The 23372-nt window shown below is 70.9% G+C and carries 16 protein-coding genes and 1 pseudogene; 8 read left to right on the forward strand and 9 right to left on the reverse strand.

Annotated features, from left to right (window positions below):
- Positions 1-548: MFS transporter (locus tag AQJ58_RS06470; protein ID WP_159056218.1), on the reverse strand; the 548-nt coding region annotated here is incomplete at its 3' end.
- A gap of 159 nt (positions 549-707) precedes the next feature.
- Here AQJ58_RS06470 and AQJ58_RS40460 point away from each other — a divergent pair.
- Positions 708-842 (forward strand): annotated as a pseudogene (locus AQJ58_RS40460) (Fe-S-binding domain-containing protein); the annotation flags it as partial.
- 7 nt (positions 843-849) lie between these two features.
- Positions 850-1698, forward strand: coding sequence for a formate dehydrogenase accessory sulfurtransferase FdhD (gene fdhD, locus AQJ58_RS06480; protein WP_067245964.1), 849 nt, complete (start codon positions 850-852; stop codon positions 1696-1698).
- Positions 1699-1774: 76 nt separating this feature from the next.
- Here fdhD and AQJ58_RS06485 read toward each other — a convergent pair whose 3' ends face one another.
- Together AQJ58_RS06485 and AQJ58_RS06490 are read right to left on the reverse strand one after the other, a co-directional pair.
- A complete protein-coding gene (locus tag AQJ58_RS06485) occupies positions 1775-2302 on the reverse strand; it encodes an isochorismatase family protein (RefSeq protein WP_067245967.1) in 528 nt (175 codons plus the stop codon).
- Positions 2303-2382: 80 nt separating this feature from the next.
- Positions 2383-3399 (reverse strand): bile acid:sodium symporter family protein, encoded by a 1017-nt coding sequence (locus AQJ58_RS06490; protein ID WP_079078823.1) that lies wholly within the window; start codon positions 3397-3399, stop codon positions 2383-2385.
- Positions 3400-3537: 138 nt separating this feature from the next.
- On the opposite strand from AQJ58_RS06490, the gene AQJ58_RS06495 reads away from it, so the two are divergent.
- The 3 genes from AQJ58_RS06495 to AQJ58_RS06505 all read left to right on the forward strand — a co-directional run bounded on the left by AQJ58_RS06495 (position 3538) and on the right by AQJ58_RS06505 (position 7530).
- Positions 3538-4434 (forward strand): LysR substrate-binding domain-containing protein, encoded by an 897-nt coding sequence (locus AQJ58_RS06495; RefSeq protein ID WP_067245972.1) that lies wholly within the window; start codon positions 3538-3540, stop codon positions 4432-4434.
- A 291-nt stretch (positions 4435-4725) separates the two neighbouring features.
- The gene (locus AQJ58_RS06500) at positions 4726-6552 is read left to right on the forward strand and encodes an AMP-dependent synthetase/ligase (protein WP_067245975.1); all 1827 of its coding nucleotides are present in this window, start codon (positions 4726-4728) and stop codon (positions 6550-6552) included.
- 141 nt (positions 6553-6693) lie between these two features.
- Complete coding sequence (locus AQJ58_RS06505; protein ID WP_067245978.1) at positions 6694-7530, forward strand: aldo/keto reductase; 837 nt, start codon at positions 6694-6696, stop codon at positions 7528-7530.
- Positions 7531-7687: 157 nt separating this feature from the next.
- Here AQJ58_RS06505 and AQJ58_RS06510 read toward each other — a convergent pair whose 3' ends face one another.
- The 4 genes from AQJ58_RS06510 to AQJ58_RS06525 form a co-directional block, all read right to left on the reverse strand.
- Complete coding sequence (locus tag AQJ58_RS06510; protein ID WP_067245980.1) at positions 7688-10219, reverse strand: hypothetical protein; 2532 nt, start codon at positions 10217-10219, stop codon at positions 7688-7690.
- Between the two features lie 178 nt (positions 10220-10397).
- A complete protein-coding gene (locus tag AQJ58_RS06515; RefSeq protein ID WP_067247620.1) occupies positions 10398-11357 on the reverse strand; it encodes a class I SAM-dependent methyltransferase in 960 nt (319 codons plus the stop codon).
- Between the two features lie 167 nt (positions 11358-11524).
- Positions 11525-13297 (reverse strand): glycoside hydrolase family 6 protein, encoded by a 1773-nt coding sequence (locus AQJ58_RS06520; RefSeq protein ID WP_067245982.1) that lies wholly within the window; start codon positions 13295-13297, stop codon positions 11525-11527.
- Between the two features lie 75 nt (positions 13298-13372).
- Complete coding sequence (locus AQJ58_RS06525; RefSeq protein WP_079078741.1) at positions 13373-14869, reverse strand: cellulase family glycosylhydrolase; 1497 nt, start codon at positions 14867-14869, stop codon at positions 13373-13375.
- 264 nt (positions 14870-15133) lie between these two features.
- Here AQJ58_RS06525 and AQJ58_RS06530 point away from each other — a divergent pair, with 264 nt between their 5' ends.
- Together AQJ58_RS06530 and AQJ58_RS06535 are read left to right on the forward strand one after the other, a co-directional pair.
- Positions 15134-18049 (forward strand): glycoside hydrolase family 48 protein, encoded by a 2916-nt coding sequence (locus AQJ58_RS06530; protein WP_067245985.1) that lies wholly within the window; start codon positions 15134-15136, stop codon positions 18047-18049.
- 142 nt (positions 18050-18191) lie between these two features.
- Positions 18192-20855 carry a cellulose binding domain-containing protein gene (locus AQJ58_RS06535; protein WP_067245987.1) on the forward strand — a complete coding sequence of 888 codons (2664 nt, stop codon included), beginning with the start codon at positions 18192-18194 and terminating at the stop codon, positions 20853-20855.
- Positions 20856-20961: 106 nt separating this feature from the next.
- Here the strand turns inward: AQJ58_RS06535 and AQJ58_RS06540 are convergent, their stop codons facing one another.
- Both AQJ58_RS06540 and AQJ58_RS06545 read right to left on the reverse strand, forming a co-directional pair.
- Positions 20962-21735, reverse strand: a complete 774-nt coding sequence (locus tag AQJ58_RS06540; protein ID WP_067245990.1) for a class I SAM-dependent methyltransferase — start codon at positions 21733-21735, stop codon at positions 20962-20964.
- A gap of 228 nt (positions 21736-21963) precedes the next feature.
- Positions 21964-22269 (reverse strand): 4a-hydroxytetrahydrobiopterin dehydratase, encoded by a 306-nt coding sequence (locus AQJ58_RS06545; protein ID WP_067245992.1) that lies wholly within the window; start codon positions 22267-22269, stop codon positions 21964-21966.
- 91 nt (positions 22270-22360) lie between these two features.
- Between AQJ58_RS06545 and AQJ58_RS06550 the strand changes: the two genes are divergently transcribed.
- On the forward strand, positions 22361-23290 hold the full coding sequence (locus AQJ58_RS06550; RefSeq protein WP_067245994.1) for an aminoglycoside phosphotransferase family protein: 930 nt from the start codon (positions 22361-22363) through the stop codon (positions 23288-23290).
- The last annotated feature ends 82 nt before the right edge of the window (positions 23291-23372 follow it).

Raw genomic sequence — 23372 nt, forward strand, 5'->3', positions numbered from 1 at the left:
ATTCCGTGGACCAGGAAAGCGAGCGCGATCCCGGAATGGTCGGCGCCGAACGACTCCAGCATCTGCGCCGACCAGGGCGAGGCGATGAGCGCGCCGCCGCCGAAGCCCATGATGGCGATGCCGGTGGCCATGCCCGGCCGGTCGGGGAACCACTTGATCAGGGTGGAGACGGGCGAGATGTAGCCGATGCCCAGGCCGATGCCGCCGACGAAGCCGTAGCCGAGGACGATCAGCCAGTACTGCTCGGTGGCGGCGCCGAGCGCCGAGACCAGGAAGCCCGAGGAGAAGCAGACCAGGGCGACCGTCATCGCCCAGCGCGGCCCGTTGCGCTCGACGAGCGTGCCGCCGAACGCGGCGGACAGGCCGAGCATGACGATGGCGAGCTGGAAGGGCAGCGCGCTCTGGGTGCCGCTGAGACCGAGCGCCGACTCCAGCGGGGGCTTGAAGACGGACCAGGCGTAGGCCTGGCCGATGGAGAGGTGGACGGAGAGGGCGGCCGGGGGCACGAGCCAGCGGCTCCAGCCGGGCGGTGCGACAGGGGGACTCATGAATCCCGAACGGTAGGAAGGAGCAAGGGCGTTGAGAAGACGGCGGGGTGACCGTCTGCGGTGAACGGTATGCAGTCTGCGCCGAACGGTCGGGCCGGCCGGTTTCTCCCGGATGGGGCGCGGACGGACACCGAGCGGGCCCGGCACGGCCGGAAGACCGGCTGCGGTGTCACCCCACACGTACAGGACAATGAGTGGGTGAAGGTCACCCAGCCGCTCGACAACCCGGTGACCCACGGCATTCTCTGCATCAAGGGCCGCTTCGGCTACCAGCACGTACAGAACCGGGGCTGATCACCACATGGGACGAGTGACCGAACGACGCAAGGTGCTCCGCATACGCGACGGGGCGGTGTCCACCCGTCCGGACACCCTCGTCGCCGAGGAGCCGATGGAGATCCGGCTGAACGGCAAGCCGCTCGCCATCACCATGCGCACACCGGGTGACGACTTCGCGCTGGCGGCCGGGTTCCTGGTCAGCGAGGGCGTGCTGGCCGACGTATCCGATCTGCAGAACATCGTCTACTGCGCGGGAGCGACCGCCGATGGTTCCAACACCTACAACGTCGTCGACGTGAGGACGTCCCCCGGGGTGACGCTTCCCGACTTCACCCTCGAGCGGAACGTGTACACCACGTCGTCCTGCGGTCTGTGCGGGAAGGCCAGCCTGGACGCGGTGCGGACGACGGCCCGCTGGCCGATCGCCGACACTCCCCCGGTCCGCGTCGACGCCGGTCTGCTCGCGGCGCTCCCCGACCGGCTGCGCGCGGCCCAGCGGGTGTTCGACCGGACCGGTGGGCTGCATGCGGCGGCCCTGTTCGGCGAGGACGGCGAGCTGCTGGACGTACGCGAGGACGTGGGCCGGCACAACGCGGTGGACAAGATCGTCGGGCGCGCGCTGCACAACGGTGACCTGCCTCTTTCGCGCACGATCCTGCTGGTGTCGGGGCGGGCCTCCTTCGAGCTGGCGCAGAAGGCCGTGATGGCGGGCATCCCGGTGCTGGCGGCGGTCTCGGCGCCGTCCTCGCTGGCCGTGGACCTGGCCGTGGAGACGGGCCTGACGCTGGTGGGCTTCCTGCGGGGCAGTTCCATGAACGTGTACGCGGGTGAGGACCGCATCGCCCTGCGGACCACGGCCGCCCGGGGGTGACTCGGACCTCCCGGGGCACGGCGGCTGGGCCCCGAACGGCGGGGAGCGCCCCCGGCGCCGCGGGGCCCGCCCCGGCTCAGTCCGCCGCCAGGCGCAGCCGCGCCGCCGGTACGACGGTGCCGAGGCGCGGGAAATCCAGTTTCACCGACGCCTCGTGCTCGGCCTCGGTGAGGGCGGCCATGGCGTCCTCGACGAAGACGAGGTCGTAGCCGAGGTCCGCGGCGGCACGGGCGGTGGACTCGACGCCGAGGTTGGTGGCGATGCCGCCGAACACGACGGTGGTGACGCCCCGGGCGCGCAGCGCCTCGTCCAGGCCGGTGCCGTGGAAGGCGCCGATCGTGCGCTTGACGATCTCCACGTCGCCCGGGGTGAGCAGCCCGTGGACGAGCCCGCTGCCGGGGGGCTGTTCGGCGACGCCGGGGCGTTCGACGCGAACGAGGACGACCGGTGCGCCGGCCGCGCGGAAGGTGCGCGCCAACTCCTCGGCGACGGACAGTACTTCGGTGCCCTTGCGGGGTTCCAGGGGCAGGGCGACGATCCGGTCCATCAGGTCGACGAGGACGAGGGCGGTGCGCGCGGGGGCGAGCGTGAGAGGTGCGGTCATGACGGAACGTTATCCGCCGTGAGCGATCCGTGCCCGGTATCCGGATCAACGGGCCCGTACGGCGGTCGCGTTCGGGTGTCTCACACCGGCGCCGAGGCCCGCTGCGCGAGGTCCGTCCGTGACTCCTCCAGCGGATCGCGCGCCCGCCGTTTGGCGATCACCGCGCACACCATCAGCTGCACCTGGTGGAACAGCATCAGCGGCAGCACGGCGAGCGAGGCGTGCGCGCCGAACAGGACGCTCGCCATGGGCAGTCCGGAGGCGAGGGACTTCTTCGAGCCCGCGAACTGCAGGGCGATCCGGTCCTCCCGGCCGAAACGCAGGGCCTTGCCTCCGTACCAGGTCAGGGCGAGCATCACGGTGAGCAGCACGGCCTCCACGGCGAGCAGCCCGCCGAGGCGCAGGGGGCTGACCTGGTGCCAGATGCCCTGGACCATGCCCTCGCTGAACGCGGTGTAGACGACCAGCAGGATCGAGCCACGGTCGACCAGGCCGAGGACCTTCTTGTGCCGGGCGACGAAGGGGCCGATCCAGCGGCGCGCCAGCTGTCCCGCGGCGAACGGCACGAGCAGCTGGAGCACGATCTCCACCAGGGAGTCGGCGGAGAAGCCTCCGGTGCCGCTGCCGAGGAGCGCGGCGGCGAGCAGCGGGGTGACGACGATGCCGACCAGGGAGGAGAAGGAGCCGGCGCAGATCGCGGCAGGAACGTTCCCTCGGGCGATCGAGGTGAAGGCGATCGACGACTGGACGGTCGAGGGGACGAGGGTGAGGAAGAGCAGGCCCTGGTAGAGCGGCTGGGTGAGGAGGCTCGGCACGAGGCCGCGGGCGGCGAGGCCCAGCAGCGGGAAGACGACGAAGGTGCAGACGAGGACGGTGGTGTGCAGCCGCCAGTGCTTGAGGCCGTCGAGGGCCTCGCGGGTGGAGAGGCGGGCGCCGTACAGGAAGAAGAGGAAGGCGATGGCAGCCGTGGAGGCCCCGGAGGCCACGACGGCGGCGGTGCCGCGGGCCGGGAACAGTGCCGCGAGGCCGACCGTTGCGAGCAACAGCAGGATGTAGGGATCGACCGGCATCCGGCGCGGCCACTGCAGGCGTTTCACGGTGCTCCACGTACGTTCGACGGTGTGCGTCGGGGCCGGAGGGCCCCCCTCCATCGTGCTCCTCCGGCCCGTGATCGGGAATCCGTCATACCGCTCTGACTGTGATCGCGGTATGCGATGACCAGTACAGTGCCGACTGTGTACGATCCCTCCCACCTGCGGACCTTCCTCGCCGTCGCCCAGACGCTGAGCTTCACCCAGGCCGCGCGTCGGCTCGGTCTGCGCCAGTCCACCGTCAGCCAGCACGTACGACGGCTGGAGGACGCGACCGGGCGGGCCCTGTTCACCCGGGACACGCACTCCGTGGAACTCACCGAGGACGGCGAGGCGATGCTCGGCTTCGCGCGCCGGATTCTGGAGGTCCACGAGCAGGCAAGCGCTTTCTTCACGGGGACGCGGCTGCGCGGCCGACTCCGTTTCGGCGCCTCGGAGGACTTCGTCCTGACCCGGCTGCCGGAGATCCTGGAGGGCTTCCGCCATCACCACCCCGAAGTCGACCTCGAACTGACCGTGGAGCTGTCCGGCACCCTCTACGAACAGCTCGCCGCGGGAAAGCTCGACCTGGTGCTCGCCAAACGGCGCCCGGAGGACCCGCGCGGCGAACTGGTCTGGCACGACGACCTGGTGTGGATCGGCGCCGAACGGCTCCGCCTGGACCCCGAGCGCCCGGTGCCGCTCATCGTCTTCCCGCCGCCGGGCATCACCCGCGCCCTGGCCTTCGAGGCGCTCGAACGGCAGGGGCGCGCCTGGCGGATCGTCTGCACCAGCGGCAGCCTCAACGGGCTGATCGCCGCCGCCCGGGCCGGGCTCGGCGTCATGGCGCACTCCCGGGGCCTCGTCCCGCCGGGCCTGGTCCGGATCCCCGACCGGGCGGGACTGCCGGAGCTGGGCCGCGTGGACTTCGTCCTGGTGCACGGGCGGCGGCGCCCCTCGGCCCAGGGAGCCGCGGACGCCCTGGCGGCGGCGATCCTGACGGGCGGGGACCGGCTGCAGCGACGACCGGCGGCGGGGCGCGGGGGTGGTCGGGGCGACTGAAGGGTGCGTACAGGATACGAAGAGGTGCAGATCGCATCCCGTATGCCGCATATCGCACACCAGGCAGGGGCCGGGAGGCGTAAGCGCTGCGGGCAGATTCGGTGGAGATTACGGCACCGAAACTTGCTCAAGCGTCAGTTTTCTGTCCGACCGTTCCCCATGTGAGCTGATTTTGCGGTACCGACCAGGGCAGACGAGAGCATCGCTCGCTTTCCGCCCCCCTCCCGCCCCGCCCGGGCGTGGGGTAGCTTTCACGGCGCTGCGCGGCCTGGAGAAGCGGGGTGCTGGATTGTGCGCGAGTTCACCAACCCTCCGTTGGCGTTGGCGCCGCCGGTCGGCGGTCTGGCCGACGTGGTCTTCCGGCACGCCCAGGAGGACCCGCTCCATGTGGCGCTGGGCCGCAAGGACGAGGACGGCCGATGGCGGGACGTGACCTCGGCCGAGTTCCGCGACGAGGTCCTCGCCCTCGCGAAGGGCCTGCTCGCGCGCGGTGTCCGGTTCGGTGACCGGGTCGCGATCATGTCCCGCACCCGATACGAGTGGACCCTGTTCGACTACGCGCTGTGGACGATCGGCGCGCAGGTGGTGCCGGTGTATCCGACGTCGTCGGCGGAGCAGTGCTTCTGGATGCTGTACGACGCGGAGTGCACGGCCGCCGTGGTGGAGCACGAGGACCACGCGATGACGATCGCCACGGTCATCGACCGGCTGCCGCTGCTCAGACAGCTGTGGCAGCTGGACGAGGGATGTGTGCAGGAGCTGTACGACGCGGGTGCCTCGGTGGAGGACGAGGTGGTGCACCGGCACCGGGAGGCGGTCACGCCGGAATCGGTCGCCACGGTGATCTACACCTCGGGCACCACGGGCCGCCCCAAGGGCTGTGTCATCTCGCACGGCAACTTCATGTTCGAGGCGGACACGGTCATCGAACGCTGGGAGCCGGTGTTCCACTCGCGCAAGGGCGACGAGGCGGCGACGCTGCTTTTCCTGCCACTCGCTCACGTCTTCGGGCGGATGGTGCAGATCGCCGCCATCCGCGGCAAGGTCCGTTTCGGTCATCAGCCCCAGCTGCACGCGGCGGCGCTGCTCCCGGACCTGGCCGCGTTCCGGCCGACCTTCTTCCTGGCCGTGCCGTACATCTTCGAGAAGGTGTTCGACGCGGCCCGCCGCAAGGCCGAACGGGAGGGCAGGTCGGGGCCGTTCGAGAAGGCGGTGGAGGTGGCGACGGCGTACGCGGAGGCGGTGGAGGCGAAGGCCTGGGGCACCGGGCCGGGGCCCTCGGCGGGGCTGCGGATGCAGCACCAGTTCTTCGACAAGGTCGTCTACGCGAAGGTGCGCGCGGCCATGGGGGGCCGGGTGCGGCACGCCATGTCGGGCGGTTCGGCGATGGACCGCCGGCTCGGGCTGTTCTTCGCGGGCGCGGGGGTGCAGGTGTACGAGGGGTACGGGCTGACCGAGTCGACGGCGGCCGCGACCGCCAACCCGCCCGGCCGCACCCGCTACGGCACGGTCGGGCAGCCCATCCCCGGGATGACCGTGCACGTCGCGGACGACGGGGAGATCTGGCTGCGCGGTGACAACGTCTTCCAGGGCTATCTCAACAACCCCAAGGCGACCGACGAGAGTCTGCACGACGGCTGGCTCGCCACCGGCGACCTGGGCTCCCTCGACGAGGACGGCTATCTCACCATCACCGGCCGCAAGAAGGAGATCCTCGTCACCTCGGGCGGCAAGAGCGTCTCGCCGGGGCTGCTGGAGGAGCGGGTGCGCGACCATCCGCTGGTCGGCCAGTGCATCGTCGTCGGCAACGACCGGCCGTTCGTCGCCGCGCTCGTCACACTCGACCAGGAGGCGGTGGAGCACTGGCTTCAGATGCGCGGCAAGCCGCGCATGACGCCTGCCGAGCTGGTGCGGGACCCGGATCTGGAGGCGGAGGTGCGCCGGTCGGTGGTGGCCGCCAACACCCAGGTGTCGCAGGCCGAGTCGATCCGCACCTTCCGTATCCTCGCCCAGCCGTTCACCGAGGAGCACGGGCTGCTCACCCCGTCGCTGAAGCTGAAGCGCAAGGCCATCGAGAAGGCGTACGCGAAAGAGGTCGACGCGCTGTACCGGACGTGAAGCCGCGGGTTCGAATCCGGGAGGCGGTATCCGGTATCCGGTATCGGGTATCCGGGATCCCGGGGTCAGGAATGCATCACGGCGTGTGATCGTTGACGATGGGAGTACGCACATGACGGACAACCGAAGGATCAAGAGCTCGTGAGCAGCAAGGTCCCCCCGATCATCCTCAACAACGGCGTGGAAATGCCCCAGCTGGGCTTCGGCGTCTGGCAGGTGCCGGACGACGAGGCGGAGCGGGCGGTGGCCACCGCGCTGGAGGCCGGGTACCGCAGCATCGACACAGCGGCGATCTACGGCAACGAAGAGGGCACCGGCAAGGCGATCGCCGCCTCCGGCGTGCCCCGCGAGGACATCTTCGTCACCACCAAGCTGTGGAACTCCGACCAGGGCTACGACGCGACTCTGCGCGCGTTCGACACCTCGCTCGGCAAGCTGGGCCTGGAGTACGTCGATCTGTACCTCATCCACTGGCCGCTGCCGGCCCGGGACAAGTACGTCGACACGTACAAGGCGTTCGAGAAGCTGTACGCCGACGGCCGGGTCAAGGCGATCGGTGTCTCCAACTTCCCCGTCGAGCAGCTCGAGCGGCTGACGGGTGAGACGGCGGTCGTCCCGGCGGTCAACCAGATCGAGCTGCACCCGCACCTCCAGCAGCACGCGCTGCGGGAGTTCCACGCGGAGCAGGGCATCGCCACCGAGGCCTGGTCGCCGCTGGGCCAGGGCAAGGGGCTGCTGGAGGTCCCGGCGATCGTCGCGATCGCCCAGAAGCACAACCGCACCCCGGCCCAGGTGGTGCTGCGCTGGCACCTCCAGATCGGCAACGTGGTGATCCCGAAGTCCGTGACGCCCTCGCGGATCAGGGAGAACATCGAGGTGTTCGACTTCGGCCTGGACACCGAGGACCTCGCGGCGATCAGCGCGCTGAACGAGGACCGGCGGATCGGTCCGGACCCGTCGACGTTCGACATCGGCTGAACCGGGGAGAGCGCCCGGATCGCCGGATCGGCATGGGAAAGGGGCGTCGCCACGGGCCACGCCCCTTTCTCGGTGCCGGGCCCTCACGCCGGCCCTTAGCTCTCAGGAGCCCTCTTCACCCCCGGCCCCTCACAGCCCGGACCCACAAGCCCGCCCCTCACAGGCGCGCCCGGCCGACCGGAGCCGCGCCGTCCACCGACTCGGAGAGGATCACGGGTACGGCGGTGGAGGGCGGGGAGGTGGGCGGCGCGAGCGTGCCGTCGCCTGCGACGAGATCACGGACGCACGCGTCGAACGCGGGGTCGGAGAAGTAGTCGGAGTGTCCCTTCGGGGGCTGGTAGCAGGTGTCGCCGGGCTGTTTGCACAGCTTCATCGGGTCGAGCAGTTGCCGGTCCCCGTGCTTCAGCCGTACGCCCGGCCGCAACGGCCGCGCATCCCGTACGACCCACCCGCCGATGGGGTCACTGGCGCGGTACAGGTTGTACCAGCGGGTGTCGTCGGCGAGGCCGGGTTTCCCCCCGGGCTCGGGCAGGGGCCCCACCCGGTGGGCCAGGATCTGCCCGAGGCGGTGTACGGAGTCCGCATTGAAGTACGCCGGGAAGAACCGCGCGTACAGCCTGGTCAGCGGGCAGCCGTAGGTCAGCAGGGCGGTGCGGACGCCGGCGGCGGTGTTCGCCTGCATCAGGACGGCCACCCCGATCACGGAACCCTGCGAATGGCAGGACAGCAGCACCCGGCCGCCCGGCGGCAGCTGCTGCTCCCCGGCGGTCGTACCGGTGAGGTGTTCCAGGCGGGTCAGCAGGTCGGGCACGGTCCGCTCGGCGTAGCAGGGCGGGGCGAAGGGGTGGGCGGCGCGCGGCCAGAAGGTGCCGACGTCCCAGAGGATGCCGACCGTGCGCCGGAAGCTCTCGCTGCGGTAGGCCTGGCGTCCGGCCCAGAGCAGTCCGGCGACCAGGCCGGTCAGGACGAGGTTGGCGGCGGTGGTCAGCCAGGGGGAGCCGTCGGTGACGAGCCGGGTGCCCAGGGCCAGGTCCAGGACGACCCCGGCCACCGCGATCACGACGGCGGCGAGCAGCAGCAGACCGAGACCGCCCTCGGCGGCGGGACTGAGGCCCCGCGCGCGAGCCCATACGCCGGCGATGTGCCGGCGCCGAGCCAGGGGCGCCCTCCCGGCGTCGTCGCGAGGGTAGAACTCCTGGACGTGGTGGAGCGCCGCCGCGCGGCCGCGGCGCATGACCGCCCAGGCGCGGGCGGCGAGGAGCAGCGCCACGACGGCGAGGGCGAGCGCGCACACCGCCGCCCAGAAGTAGGCGGTCGGCACCACCAGGGGGCGCTGGTTGCCGGTGGGGTGTCCGGGGACCGTGGGCGCGCCGAGGATCTCCGCCACGCGGAGCGTGACGCCGGCGGCGAGGGCGGTCGCCAGGAGGGTCGCGAGGAGGGCTACCCCGGCCATGCTCATGCCGCCCCAGGCGGGGTGCGGGAAGCGGGGGTTGCCGAGGGCGTTGCCGTCGGGCGGTGTCGTTCTCGCCGTGCCGCGCAGGACGTGGGAGGCGGCGAGGAGCAGCAGCAGCGCGCCTTGGGCGACGAGCAGCCAGCGCACGGCGCCGGTCTGCCAGGGCAGGGCGTGCAGCCCGGCCGTCGTGTCGGGCGGACCGGCCCTCGCCGCGCCCCAGCAGGCCACGGCGAGGGCACCGGCCACGAGCGTGGTCACGAGCCAGGGCAGGACGCGGTAGCCGTCGAGTTCGTCGGCCCTGCGGGCCGCGTCCTGTCCGGGCCGGTCCCGGTCCTTGACCAGCGGCACCTGGATCACGACCAGTGCCACGACGAGGAGCAGGGCGAGGAGCAGGAGGTTGCGGACGACGGCCGCCGCCGGGTGCCAGGTGTCGCCGTGGGACAGGCTGGTGAGGTCCGCGCCGGGCAGCAGCGGCGCGAGCAGCAGGACGCCCACGACGGCGAGGGCGCCGGCGACGTGCAGGGCGCGCAACTCGCGCACGGGTCCGCGGCCGTTCCACAACCGGCGGTCCTCCAGCGGCAGTCGGACGTCCGCGGTGCCCTTGATCTGCGGGACCTGCTGGGCCTCCATGGTGGCCCAGGTCCTGCGGGCGGTCCACCACAGCAGTGCGACGAGGGCGAGCGGCACGAGGGAGGTGACGGCGAGGTGCCGGCCGGTGGAGTCCAGCCAGCTGTAGTGCAGCCAGTTCAGCCAGAACCCGCCGCTGGAGCAGGCCGGTCGGGACGGCCCGGCGTGCGCCCCGCACTGCCAGCCGACCAGGTCCATCGACACGGAAGTGGCGGCCAGGACGTAGGTGCCGGTGAGGGAGAGCGCGAGGAGCCGCTGGACGGCGTTGCGTTCGGGTACGACGCGGGTGCGGTTGCCTACGACGCGGTGTTCCGGGTCCATGTAGTAGGCGAGGTTCAGGAACATGAAGGGCAGCAGAAGCAGCCACAGGGCACGGGAGTTGTCCCCCGAGGTGAGCTTGCCCCAGGAGTATCCCTCGCGGCGGAAGTCCGGCCCGTCGGGGGCGCCGCGGGCGCGTTCCCAGATCCGCCGGTAGAAGCCGGCGAGCCGGTCGCCCGCGACCAACGCGACTGCGGGGTGGCAGAGTTCGGCCTCGGGCGGGGTCCCCGACACTCCGTGCACACGCAACTCGGTCCAGCCGCTGATGTCCTGACTGACGTAACGGTCCATGACGGCCCCCGTCTTTCCCGCACGGCCGCGTCCGGGATGCCGGGTCCGAGCGGACCCGCCCTCCCATCCTACTGCCGAAATGTGACCCAGGTCACTATGGATGACGGAGGGGGCGAGGGCGGGCCGGGCAGGGGGAGGCGGCGGGGACGCGGAGGGGCGGAGCGGCTCGCCGTCCGGGCTACGCGGGCTTCACCGCCGTATGCACGGTGTGCGCGGCCAGCACGAACACATCGGACCTGCGCCGGATGCCGGCCGGGTCGGCGGGGTCGAGGAGGCGGTCGAGCACGGCGCGGTCCTCGGGGTCGAGGATGTCGCCGTAGATCTCGCGCAGCCGGCCCAGTGAGTCGGTGACGTAGGCGCGGGCCCGGTCGGAGGCGGGGGCGGGCAGGTCGAGCAGGAAACTGCGGCTGCGGGTGTGCTTCAGGCCGGCGGAGCCGAGCAGCGCCGGCCAGTCCTCGGTCACCTCGACGGTCCCGGGCAGGTCGGCCCGCATCTGGGCGAACCACTCCTCCTGGAGCGCGTCGAGCCGTGCCTCCAGGCCGGGTCGGCCGATGCCGATGTCCCGCGGCAGGAACCGGCTCGGCAGGCCGCCCTCCATGATCGCCAGCGTGCCGCCGGGCGCGAGCCGCTCGGCGAAGGCGGTGAGGGCGGCGCGCTGGTCGCCGAGGTGGTGGAGACTGCGGCCCGCCCAGAGCAGGTCGGCGGGGTAGTCCAACTCGGCCAGGATGTCCGGGAGTTCACCGGCGAGGGTACCGAAGCGGTCGGCGTACCCGAGCCGGGCGGCGCGCGCCTCGGCCTGCTCCAGCAGGGGCCCGGAGCCGTCGACCGCGAGGACCCGGGCGCCGGGGAAGGTCTCGGCGAACAGTCCCGAGACGACGCCCGGACCACTGCCCAGGTCGACGATCAGTCCCGGTTCGGTCACCTCCTTGCCGAGCCAGGCGAGGGCCCGCTCGTACAGCGGCGTGAACAGTTCCGCCTGGGCCACGAGGTGCGGGGCCATCTCCGCCCAGTCGATGTCGGTGTGGTGCCCGTGGCCGTGCCCGTGGCCGTGGCGGTGCTGAGGCTGGTGCTGGTGCTGATTCTGCTGCTGGTGGTCGCCGTGCTCGTGATCGCCGTGCTCGTGCGGGTGGTGCGCCATGGTGGTCAGCCTCTCGTCGGGGTGCCGCAAGCGTGCTCCGGCACACCGCACGAGGGCCATGATTGTTGCCGGGACCGCAAAAATTTCGCTCCTCCGGTCCCGGAATCCGCCGCGTCCGGCCGCTCCCGGAGCACAGGGAGCGGCCGGACGGGACGCCGCGCCGGTTCCTACAGCGGCGGGTAGGCGTTCTGCATCAGCTGCTGGAACTGGGCCGAGAACCAGTGCCCGGACAGCGGAGCGTTGGGCAGGGCTCCCGACATGCTGTTGCCGTTGCGGGGGTTGCCCGTGTACGTCGGGTCGCACATGCGGTCGAAGCCCTTGCCCTCGTCGTTGGCGACGGCGGAGCTGGCGCCGTCGGACTCACCCGGCGGCTTCATCCACACGTACGCGTCGATCCCGGCGGCCGGTGCGGCCTTCGGGCGCTCGCCGAGGCCGGCGCCGGACTGGTTGCACCAGTTGCCGACGTGGATACGGCGGTCGTAGCGGCCGCCGTTGACATAGGTGTCGACGGTGGTCGTGGCGCCCGGACCGGTGGGCCGTGCGGTGCCGCCCCAGCCGTTGCGGGAGGTGTCGATCAGCATGCCGATGTTCGACCGGAAGCCGGTGGTCACCAGCTGGTTGCGGAAGCCCTGGGCGTACGACAGCTCGTCGACGTACCGGTTCCAGTCCACCCACTTCGACTCACGCACCGACTTGCCGGCGACGTTGTCGTTGATGGTGAAGTTGTCCTCCTTCAGGGCACTGTAGTTGGCCGTGTTGGTGATGAAGCCGTGCACGTCGTCCACGGTCGCCCCCTCCGCGGTGGCGGCCTGGTACAGGATCTGGGCGGAGGGCGCGAAGTTGTCGTCCCAGCCGAGCCAGCCGTGATGGCCGGCGTCGACGTAGTTGTAGACGTTGGGGATCGCGCCGAGCTTCTTCAGCGCGTAGCCGACGCCCTTCACGTAGTTGCCGTTGGCCTTCATGGTGTCGCAGGCCGGGGTCGCCGTGGCCTTGCTGCCGGTGTTGGTGACCAGGTTCGGCAGCGAGTCGATCTCGACGGCGGTGACGATCCGGAGGCCCGCGTACTTGCTGTCCGCGAGGATCGCCGCGATCGGGTCGATGAACTGCGTCTTGTACTTGTCGATCTCGGTCGGGCCCAGCTCGCCGTTGGACGCGAGGGCGGAGCAGTCACGTCCCGGGAGGTCGTAGACGACCAGTTGGACGACTTCCTCGCCGCTGCCCTTCTGCGCGAGGGCCGCGTCCAGGTGGGCGCGCAGGCCCATGTGTCCGCCTGCGCCGTTGATCGCTGCGATGCGGTCGAGCCACACGCCGGTGGGCTGGCTGGAGACGCGCGAACCGCCGGGTTCGGCGGCGGCGTTCGCCGACCACTCGGGGTTGACGTACACCTTGGCGCCGGCATAGGGGTTGTCGACCCTGGTGGAGGGGGTGCCGGGGCCGGTCGGCGTGCCGGAGCCGGTCGGCGTGCCGGAGCCGGTCGGCGTGCCGGAGCCGGTCGGCGTGCCCGGGTCGGTGGTCCCGCCGCTGTCGACGTTGCAGGTGACCCCGTCGAGCGTGAACGAGGCGGGGACCGCGTTGGTGCCGCTGTAGGAGGCCTGGAAGCCGAAGCTGACCGAACCGCCGTTCGGCAGCGTCCCGTTGTAGGTCTCGTTGTTCGCGGTGACGGCCGTACCGGACTGGGTGATCTTCGCGTTCCAGCCGCTGGTGATCTTCTGGTTGCCGCCGTACGCCCATTTCACCGCCCAACTCGACTTGGCGGCGGAGTTGTTGGTCACGGTGACGTTGGCGGTGAAGCCGGTGTCCCACTGGTTCTGCACGGTGTAGGCCACGGTGCACGGGATGGCGGCGATGCCCGGATCGCCCGGGACCACCGCGAGTGCCGTCCCGGAGGCGGCGGCGACCAGCGCCAGCGCGGCGAGCATCGCTGTTCTGCTACGGCTCATGAGTGCGGGTTTCCTTGTCCTTCGCGGATGGTGTCCGTTCTGCCCGTTCCTGACGTCCCTTGCTGCTGGTGGCGCCTATCCGTCGAGGGCGCGCAGATGATCGCGCAGCCCGGTGCCGTACGCGGTGGGGGTTCCGTCGTAGCTGGAGATCAGCGACGGTCCCGAGGAGCAGTCCCAGGTGTTCCAGGTCCAGCCCAGGTAGGAAAGCTGCCGGTCGTCGAACCACTTCATGACCTGGTCGACGAACGCGTGCGAGCAGGTGTTCTCCCCGATCTCGCCCGCCACGAGCGGCACCTGGGCGGCGACGGGGGCGAGCGTGGAGCTCCAGCAGCTCGCGCTCGCGCAGGAGTTGAAGTTGTAGACGTGGTAGGCGGCGGCGAGATTGCCGGTCGGGTCGGTGGGTTTGTAGGTCAGCCACTGGCTGAGGTCGTTGGAGTAGGCGAGGCCGCCGGCGAGGATCACGTTGCGGGCGCCGGTCGACCGTATGGAGTCGACGAGATCCTGCATACCAGCGACCTCGTACCCGATGCCGGGGCAGGTGCCGCCGTCCCGCCAGCACTGCCAGGCCCGGGTGACGGTGGAGGTCGCCCGGTCCGGGTAGGGCTCGTTGAACAGGTCGAACACGACGGCCGGGTCGCCCTTGAACGTGTTCGCGACCGACGTCCAGAACGCGGGGGTGTACTGCATGTCGGGCATCGGTTTCTGGCAACTGGCGTGCACGTCCGCACAGCCGGCCGAGTTACCGGTGTACTGGCCGTAGGTCCAGTGCAGTTCGACGATCGGGGTCATGCCGTGGGCCTCGACGCGGGCGACCAGGTCCTTGACGGCGTTGACGTAGTTCACGCCGCCGTAGGCCGGGTCGATGTTCGACAGGCCCAGCCAGCACTCCTCGTTGAGCGGGACGCGGACCGTGTTCGCCTTCCAGTCGGCGATGGCGCGAAGGGCCGCGTCGTCGACCGGACCGTCCCAGATGCCACGGCCCTGGACACACATGAACTCGCCGCCGGACCGGTTCACCCCGAGCAGCCTGCGGGTGCGGCCGTCGGCGTCCACGAGCTTGTTGCCGGACACGTGCAGCCGGGGCGGTGCGTCACCTGTGCCGGGCGGGGTGGTCGGGGTCGCCGTGGGCGTCGGTGTCGGGGTCGGGGTGGAGCCGCTGTCGACGTTGCAGGTGGTGCCGTTGAGCCGGAACGTCGTCGGTACGGCGTTCGTCGCGCCCTTCGACGCGACGAAGCCCGCGTCGACGCTCGCGCCGGTGCCGAGCGAGCCGTTCCAGCTCTCGTTCGCCGCGGTGACGGCCGTGCCCGACTGGGACCACTTGGCGCTCCAGCCCTGGGTGACCCTCTGCCCGTTCGCGAAGTCGAAGGTCAGGGTCCAACCGGTCACGGGGGCAGCGTTGTTGGTGATCCGTACCGCGCCCTGGAAGCCGGCGTCCCACTGGCCGGTGACGGAGTACTCCACCGTGCACGCGGGCGTGGCTCCCTGTGCCGTCATGACCGGCAGGGCCGCGCCCGCCCCGAGGGCGACCGTGCCGGCGACGGCTAAAAGGATTGAACGAGGGGGGTGTCGCATGAGCGACTCCTTGCAGATCAGCGCGTCGTGACGGACGCGTCGACTGATGGAATCGCTCCCACTGGTGCCTCGAAGCTAGCGCCAAGCCCTGGCAAAGAACAGGGGCGACGCTGACTTTCCCTCAACTTTTCGAGTCGAATGTTTTCGACTCTTCAAGCACCTTGACCGCCTTCACCCCCTTCCCCACTATGGGAGCGCTCCCACTGGTTCAGAGCTTGTTGCTCCTCCCCCCACCGCTTAGAGCCGCAAGGAGGAACCGGAACCATGGATCCCGTACGCAGACGTCGCACGACGCGGCGCCTGTGGACCGCCGTAGTCGCGGCCCTCGCGCTTCCGTTCGCCATGCTGAGCACGCTGCCGACACCCGCCCAGGCGGCGGCTCTCCAGTGCAGCGTGGACTACAAGACCAACGACTGGGGCTCCGGCTTCACCGCCGACCTCACCCTCACCAACCGGGGCACCGACCCCATCAGCGGCTGGAGCCTCACGTACGCCTACACGGGCAACCAGACGCTGTCGAACGGCTGGAACGGCACCTGGTCGCAGTCCGGCCGGCAGATCACGGTGAACAGCGCCTCCTACAACGGGACCATCGCGGCGGGCGCCGCGGTAAGCACCGGCGCGCAGTTCACCTACAGCGGCACCAACACCGCTCCCACCGCCTTCGCCGTCAACGGCACCCCCTGCACCGGTGCGCACCAGCCGCCGGCCACCGTGCTGACCAGCCCCACGGCGGGCGCCGTCTACACCCAGGGCGACGCGGTGCCGCTCGCGGCGACCGCCGCGGCCGCCGACAGCGCGACCGTCACCAAGGTCGAGTTCTACGACGACACCACCCTGCTGGGCACGGACACCACCGCGCCGTACACCCTGTCGGCCTCCGGTTTGTCGGTGGGCAGTCACTCGCTGGTGGCGAAGGCCTACGACAGCCTGGGCGCGTCGGGGACGTCGACGCCGGTCGGTATCACGGTCGCCTCCGGACCGGCCGTGGTCGCCTCCACCAACCAGCTGGCGGTGCAGCAGGGCAAGACGGGCACCTACGAGGTGAAGCTGTCGACCCAGCCGTCGGCCGCTGTGACCGTCACGACCGCCCGGACCAGCGGCAACACAGGTCTGACGGTGACCGGGGGCGCCTCGCTCACCTTCACCCCGTCGAACTGGAGCACCGCCCAGAAGGTGACCGTCACCGCGAACGCCTCCGGCACCGGCGCGGCCGTCTTCGAGTCGACCGCCACCGGGCACGCGAAGGCGTCGGTCACGGTCACCGAGATCGCCGGCAGCAAGGTGTACGACGCCCGGTTCCTGGACCTCTACGGCAAGATCACCAACCCGGCGAACGGCTACTTCTCCCCCGAGGGCATCCCGTACCACTCGGTGGAGACGCTGATCGTCGAGGCGCCGGACCAGGGCCACGAGACCACGTCGGAGGCCTACAGCTACCTTCTCTGGCTGCAGGCCATGTACGGCAAGATCACCGGCGACTGGACCAAGTTCAACGGCGCGTGGGACATCATGGAGAAGTACATGATCCCCACCCACGCCGACCAGCCGACGAACTCCTTCTACAACGCGTCGAAACCGGCGACGTACGCGCCCGAGCTGGACACGCCGAACGAGTATCCGGCGCGGCTGGACACGGGTGCGTCGGTGGGATCGGATCCGATCGCCGGTGAACTGAAGACCGCATACAGCACGGACGACGTCTACGGTATGCACTGGCTGCAGGACGTCGACAACGTCTACGGCTACGGCAACGAGCCCGGCAAGTGCGAGGCGGGACCGACCGCGACCGGACCGTCGTACATCAACACCTTCCAGCGCGGTGCGCAGGAGTCGGTGTGGGAGACGGTTCCGCAGCCGACCTGCGACGCCTTCAAGTACGGCGGCAGGAACGGGTATCTGGACCTGTTCACCGGCGACTCGTCGTACGCCAAGCAGTGGAAGTTCACCAACGCCCCGGACGCCGACGCCCGGGCGGTGCAGGCGGCGTACTGGGCGGACGTCTGGGCGACCGCGCAGGGCAAGGGCAGCGCCGTGTCGGCGACCGTGGGCAAGGCCGCGAAGATGGGCGACTACCTGCGGTATGCGATGTACGACAAGTACTTCAAGAAGATCGGCAACTGCGTCGGTCCGAGCGCGTGTGCGGCCGGCACCGGCAAGGACGCCTCGCACTATCTGCTGTCCTGGTACTACGCCTGGGGCGGCGCCACGGACACCAGCGCCGGCTGGTCCTGGCGCATCGGCTCCAGCCATGTCCACGGCGGCTACCAGAACCCCCTGGCCGCGTACGCGCTGAGCAGCTACGCCGACCTCAAGCCCAAGTCGGCGACGGGGCAGGCCGACTGGTCGAAGTCACTCACCCGTCAACTGGAGTTCTACCGCTGGTTGCAGTCCAGCGAGGGCGCCATCGCGGGCGGTGCGACCAACAGCTGGGCGGGACGTTACGCCACTCCCCCGTCCGGCACGTCGACCTTCTACGGCATGTACTACGACCAGCAGCCCGTCTACCACGACCCGCCGTCGAACCAGTGGTTCGGGTTCCAGACCTGGTCGATGGAGCGGGTCGCCGAGTACTACCAGCAGACGGGGAACGCCGCCGCCAAGGCGGTCCTCGACAAGTGGGTCGACTGGGCGCTGTCCAAGACCACGATCAACCCGGACGGCACCTTCCGGATCCCCTCCACCCTCCAGTGGTCGGGCCAGCCCGACACCTGGAACGCCTCCAGTCCCGGTGCCAACACGGGACTTCACGTCACCGTCGCCGACTACACCAATGACGTCGGTGTGGCCGGCTCGTACGCCAAGACCCTGACGTACTACGCCGCCAGGTCCGGTGACACGAGGGCGAAGACGACCGCCAAGGCGCTCCTGGACGGCATGTGGACCAACTACCAGGACTCCCTCGGCATCGCGGTCCCCGAGACCCGCACCGACTACAACCGCTTCGGCGACGGCGTGTACGTCCCGAGCGGCTGGAGCGGGAAGATGCCGAACGGCGACACGATCAGCTCGTCCTCGACGTTCACCTCGCTGCGTTCCTTCTACAAGAACGACCCGGCGTGGTCGAAGATCCAGAGCTATCTCGCGGGCGGTGCCGCGCCCGTGTTCACGTACCACCGGTTCTGGGCCCAGGCCGACATCGCCCTGGCCATGGGCTCGTACGCGGAGCTCCTCGAATAAGTCCCCGCTAACGCTCCGCGTACCGCGCCGGGCGGCCCCTTCCCGCATGGGGGGCCGCCCGGTAGTGGCGCATCCCGCCCCGGCACGTCGTACTTCCCGCACCTCCCCCCGCACACATGGCTTCGCGAGGAAGGACCCCACCGTGCGAAGAAAGCGCATTCTGACGGCGGTGCTGGCGCTCGCCGCCGGCCTGCTCTCCGCCGGCCCGTCCGCACTGGCCGCCGACGCGACCCCGAAGGCGACGCTCGCCGCAGAGTCGTACACCTGGAAGAACGCCCGGATCGACGGCGGCGGTTTCGTCCCGGGCATCGTCTTCAACCGCAAGGAGAAGAACCTCGCCTACGCCCGTACCGACATCGGCGGCGCCTACCGCTGGCAGGAGTCGGGCAAGACCTGGACGCCCCTGCTGGACTCGGTCGGCTGGGCGCAGTGGGGCCACACCGGAGTGGTGAGCCTGGCCTCGGACCCGGTCGACCCGAACAAGGTGTACGCGGCGGTCGGCACGTACACCAACAGCTGGGATCCGACCAACGGCGCCGTACTGCGCTCCGGCGACCGGGGCGCCAGCTGGCAGAAGACGGACCTCCCGTTCAAGCTGGGCGGGAACATGCCCGGCCGGGGCATGGGCGAGCGGCTCGCCGTCGACCCCCACCGCAACAGCGTGCTGTACCTCGGCGCACCGAGCGGCAAGGGGCTGTGGCGGTCGACGGACTCGGGGGTCACCTGGTCGCAGGTGACCAACTTCCCCAACGTCGGCAACTACGTACAGGATCCCAGCGACACCAGCGGGTACACCAGCGACAACCAGGGGATCGTCTGGGTGACCTTCGACGAGTCGACGGGCACGTCCGGTACGGCGACGAAGACGATCTACGTCGGCGTCGCGGACAAGGACAACGCGGTGTACCGGTCGACGGACGCGGGAGCGACCTGGTCGCGGCTGGCCGGACAGCCGACGGGGTATCTGGCGCACAAGGGTGTACTGGATACCGTCAACGGCTATCTGTACATCGCATACAGCGACAAGGGCGGTCCGTACGACGGCGGCAAGGGCCGGCTGATGCGGTACGCGACGGCGACCGGGACCTGGACGGACATCAGCCCGGTGGCGGAGGCCGACACCTCCTACGGTTTCAGCGGGCTCACGGTCGACCGGCAGAAGCCCGGCACCGTGATGACGACCGCCTACAGTTCCTGGTGGCCCGACACCCAGATCTTCCGCTCCACGAACAGCGGCGGGACCTGGACGAAGGCGTGGGACTACACGTCGTACCCGAGCCGCGCCAACCGGTTCACCATGGACGTCTCCTCGTCGCCATGGCTGACCTGGGGAGCGAGCCCGACGCCGCCGGAGCAGACGCCCAAGCTCGGGTGGATGACCGAGGCGCTGGAGATCGACCCGTTCAACTCCGCCCGCATGATGTACGGGACGGGCGCGACGATCTACGGCACGGAGAACCTCACCAACTGGGACAGCGGCAGCCAGTTCACCGTCAAGCCGATGGTGCAGGGGCTGGAGGAGACGGCGGTCAACGACCTCGCCTCTCCCCCGGCCGGCGCACCGCTGCTCAGTGCGCTCGGTGACGTCGGCGGTTTCCGGCACACGGATCTGACGAAGGTGCCGTCGATGATGTTCACCTCCCCGAACTTCACGACGACGACCAGCCTGGACTTCGCGGAGACCACCCCGAACACGGTGGTCCGGGTCGGCGACCTGGACTCGGGCCCGCACGTGGCGTTCTCGACGGACAACGGGGCCAACTGGTTCGCCGGGACCGACCCTTCGGGGGTCAGCGGCGGCGGGACGGTGGCCGCGGCGGCGGACGGCAGCCGGTTCGTGTGGAGCCCGGCCGGCACCGGGGTGCAGTACACGACCGGTTTCGGTACGTCGTGGCAGGCGTCGAGCGGGATCCCCTCCGGCGCGATCGTCGAGTCGGACCGGGTCGACCCCAAGACCTTCTACGGCTTCAAGTCGGGCAAGTTCTACGTGAGTTCGGACGGCGGGGCGTCCTTCACCGCGTCGTCGGCGACGGGCCTGCCCAGTGGGGACAGCGTGCGTTTCAAGGCGCTTCCCGGAACGAAGGGCGATGTGTGGCTGGCCGGCGGGGCGAGCGACGGGGCCTACGGGCTGTGGCACTCCACCGACTCCGGCGCGACGTTCACCAAGCTGTCGAACGTCGAGCAGGCCGACACGATCGGCTTCGGGAAGGCGGCGACCGGTGCCTCGTACCAGACGCTCTACACCAGCGCCAAGATCGCCGGAGTGCGCGGGATCTTCCGTTCGACCGACAAGGGCGTGACCTGGACCCGCATCAACGACGATGCGCATCAATGGGGTTGGACGGGTACCGCGATCACCGGTGACCCACGGGTCTACGGCCGGGTGTACGTGTCGACGAACGGCCGGGGGGTCATCTATGGCGACACCTCCGACACGAGCGGAGGCGGCGGAGGTGGCGGTGGCGGTACGGATCCCAACCCGACCGGGGCCTGCGCGGTGACGTACACGATCACCAACCAGTGGTCCGGCGGCTTCCAGGCGGACGTGAAGCTCGCCAACACGGGTACCGCCGCGTGGTCCGGCTGGAGCCTCACCTGGTCCTTCCCCAACGGCCAGACGGTCTCCCAGCTCTGGAACGCCGACCACACCCAGTCCGGTGCGGCGGTGACCGCGAAGAACATCACCTGGAACGCCAATGTGGCGGCGGGCGCCTCCGTGAGCTTCGGCTTCACGGGCAGCTGGACCGGCACGAACGCGAAACCGACGGCGTTCAGGCTGGGGGATCAGAGCTGCACGGTGGTGTGACCGTGGGAGGCCCCGTCCGTGGTCGGGCGGGGCCTCCGCATGGTCCGGTCAGGAGACACGGACTTGATCCAGCCGGTCCGGGGCTGGTTCGACGCGGCCGCCGAGTTCAGGCGTCCGAGCGCGGCTCCGGCAGCGCGCGCGGTGGTTTGCGGAAGGCGCGCAGGGTGAACTCCGGTTCGGGGCGCGGGCGTTCCTGGTCGGGCAGGGCGGCGAGGCGGGCGGCGAACTCGTCGGCCAGCGGGTCTCCGGGCGGCAGGGTGACGAACCACCCGCGTCTGAGGTCCGCGATCGCCCGGCGCGGGCTGCGCCCCTGCCCCCGGCCCGCGAAGCGGGCCTGCCCGGCGGGGACGAGACCGCAGTCGGCGGTGTACGACTCGACGAGTGCCGCGGCGTCGGAAGCGGGGCGGCGCGGGCGGGACGAGAGGACTCCGTCGATGTCGCTGCCCACGTTGTGCGAGGCGCCCTTGTCGACGGTGGTGACGTACACCCCGCCCGGCCGCAGCACCCGGGCGCACTCGGCGACGATCCTGCGCACGTCGCCGGGGTCCTCGACGAGGTGCAGCAGCCACACGCTGCTCACCGCGTCGAACCGTCCGTCGGGGAAGGGCAGTCGGCGGCTGTCCGCGCGGACGATCGAGCCGGGCAGCCGGGCGCCCGCGTGCCGGGCCATCTCGGGAGACAGATCGACGCCGGTCACCCGAGGGGCGCCGGGGCCTGCGGCGAGCCGACGGGTGACGATGCCCGTGCCGCAGGCGACGTCCAGCAGACTGCGGGCTCCGGGCGGCAGCAGGCCGAGGACGGCTTCCGCCGCGGCGGCCGCGCGGGGTTCGCCGCCGCGCGAGGCGTCGTAGCGTTCGGCTTCCCGGTCGTAGTCCAGCACGCGCGCTCCCCCGTCCGCCCGTCGGGCCGTATGCGATGTGCGGTGTGTGATGTGCAGTGTGCGGTGTGCGCCGCACTGTATGCGGCTGGGCGCATACAGCCCGCCGTATGTCGTCCCTCGCATGCTGTCGACCGGATGCCGCCTACATCGCACCGCATACCGACGACCGGCGACCAGATCCTGTCCGCAGGAGTTCGCAGATTGCATACCGTCGCCGCCCCGACGGCCTCACTCCGCCCCGTGCACGCCCGCCGCCGTCTCCACCCGCTGCGCCAGCTCGAAGTCCAGCGCGGTGACGGCCCCGCCGACGCTGTGGGTGTTCACCGTCAGGGAGACCGTGTGGTAGCCGAGGGTCAGGTCCGAGTGGTGGTCCAGTTCGTCCTGGATCCGCGCCACGTGGACGACGAGGGCGGTCGCGGCGAAATGGGAGGCCAGGCGGTAGGTGCGGGTGAGGCGGTCGCCCTCCACGGCCCAGCCGGGCAGTTCGGTCAGGCGGTCCTCGATCTCCTTCGGGGAGAGCGGTTCCACAGCCACGGGGAGACTCCGTTCGTGGGGGGCGCGTACGCGTCCAGCCTGCCACAGCACGACAGCGGCGGCCCTGGTCAGAGGACTAACGTTGCTCCTCATGACGACCACCGGGACGGACACCGCCGAGGACATCACCGAGGATCTGATCCGCGCTCTGCTGCGCGAGCAGTACCCCCGCCTGGCGGATCGGCCCCTCAGACTCGGGGCGCGCGGCTGGGACAACCAGGTGTGGCGGCTCGGGGAGGACCTCGCCGTCCGGTTGCCCTGGGCGACGCCGACCGCGGACGCGCTGCTGCGCAAGGAGCACGCCTGGCTGCCCCTCCTCGCCCCGCGTCTTCCGCTGCGGGTCCCCGTCCCGCAGCACCTGGGTGAGCCCTCCGCACGGTTTCCGCGGCCCTGGCTCGTCACCACCTGGGTGCCGGGCGAGCCCGCCGACCGCGCGCCCGCCACCCGTGCCGCGGAGTCGGCCGACGGCCTGGCCGCCTTCCTGACCGCCCTGCACCGCCCGGCCCCCGACGCGGCGCCCGCGGGCCGGGACCGCGGGGGCCCGCTGGCCGGCACCGCCGGACACGTCACCCGGGGGCTCGACTCGGCCACCGGGCTGGGGCTGATCCCCGACCCGGAGGCCGTCCGCGCGGTCTGGGAGGACGCCGCCGCCGCGCCGCAATGGACCGGGCCGCGGCTCTGGCTCCACGGCGATCTGCACCCGGCCAACGTCCTGACCTCGGACGGCGCCTTCTGCGGGGTGATCGACTTCGGCGACCTCTTCGCCGGCGACCCGGCCTTCGACCTCGCCGCCGCCTGGCTGCTGCTGCCGGACGGGGCCGTCGACCGCTTCCACGCGGCCTACCGGCCGGTCCCGGACGCCGCGACCCTGCGCCGCGCCCGCGGCTGGGCGGTGCTGCGCGCGCTCGCCCTCCTGCACATCGGGGACGCGGGCGTCCACGGCCGCCCCGGCGGCAAACCCACCTGGGGTCCACCCGCCCAGGCCTCGCTGCGGCGTCTCACCTCGGCGTTCCGTCCCTGACGGCGTGCGCCGGCGGGAGGGCGTGAGGCCCGGTCGTCCACCACCTCTCGCCCGTACCCCCGCGCGGGCCGCGTCGACTACG

Source organism: Streptomyces sp. DSM 15324, assembly GCF_001514285.1.
Classification (GTDB): Bacteria; Actinomycetota; Actinomycetes; order Streptomycetales; family Streptomycetaceae; genus Streptomyces.

Coding starts and splice junctions, on each gene's coding strand:
- AQJ58_RS06515 (WP_067247620.1), bottom strand. CDS start 11,357: ATGGCGCACCACCCGCACGAGCACGGCGATCACGAGCACGGCGACCAC.
- AQJ58_RS06510 (WP_067245980.1), bottom strand. CDS start 10,219: ATGGACCGTTACGTCAGTCAGGACATCAGCGGCTGGACCGAGTTGCGT.
- AQJ58_RS06485 (WP_067245967.1), bottom strand. CDS start 2,302: ATGACCGCACCTCTCACGCTCGCCCCCGCGCGCACCGCCCTCGTCCTC.
- fdhD (WP_067245964.1), top strand. CDS start 850: ATGGGACGAGTGACCGAACGACGCAAGGTGCTCCGCATACGCGACGGG.
- AQJ58_RS06550 (WP_067245994.1), top strand. CDS start 22,361: ATGACGACCACCGGGACGGACACCGCCGAGGACATCACCGAGGATCTG.
- AQJ58_RS06520 (WP_067245982.1), bottom strand. CDS start 13,297: ATGAGCCGTAGCAGAACAGCGATGCTCGCCGCGCTGGCGCTGGTCGCC.
- AQJ58_RS06525 (WP_079078741.1), bottom strand. CDS start 14,869: ATGCGACACCCCCCTCGTTCAATCCTTTTAGCCGTCGCCGGCACGGTC.
- AQJ58_RS06530 (WP_067245985.1), top strand. CDS start 15,134: ATGGATCCCGTACGCAGACGTCGCACGACGCGGCGCCTGTGGACCGCC.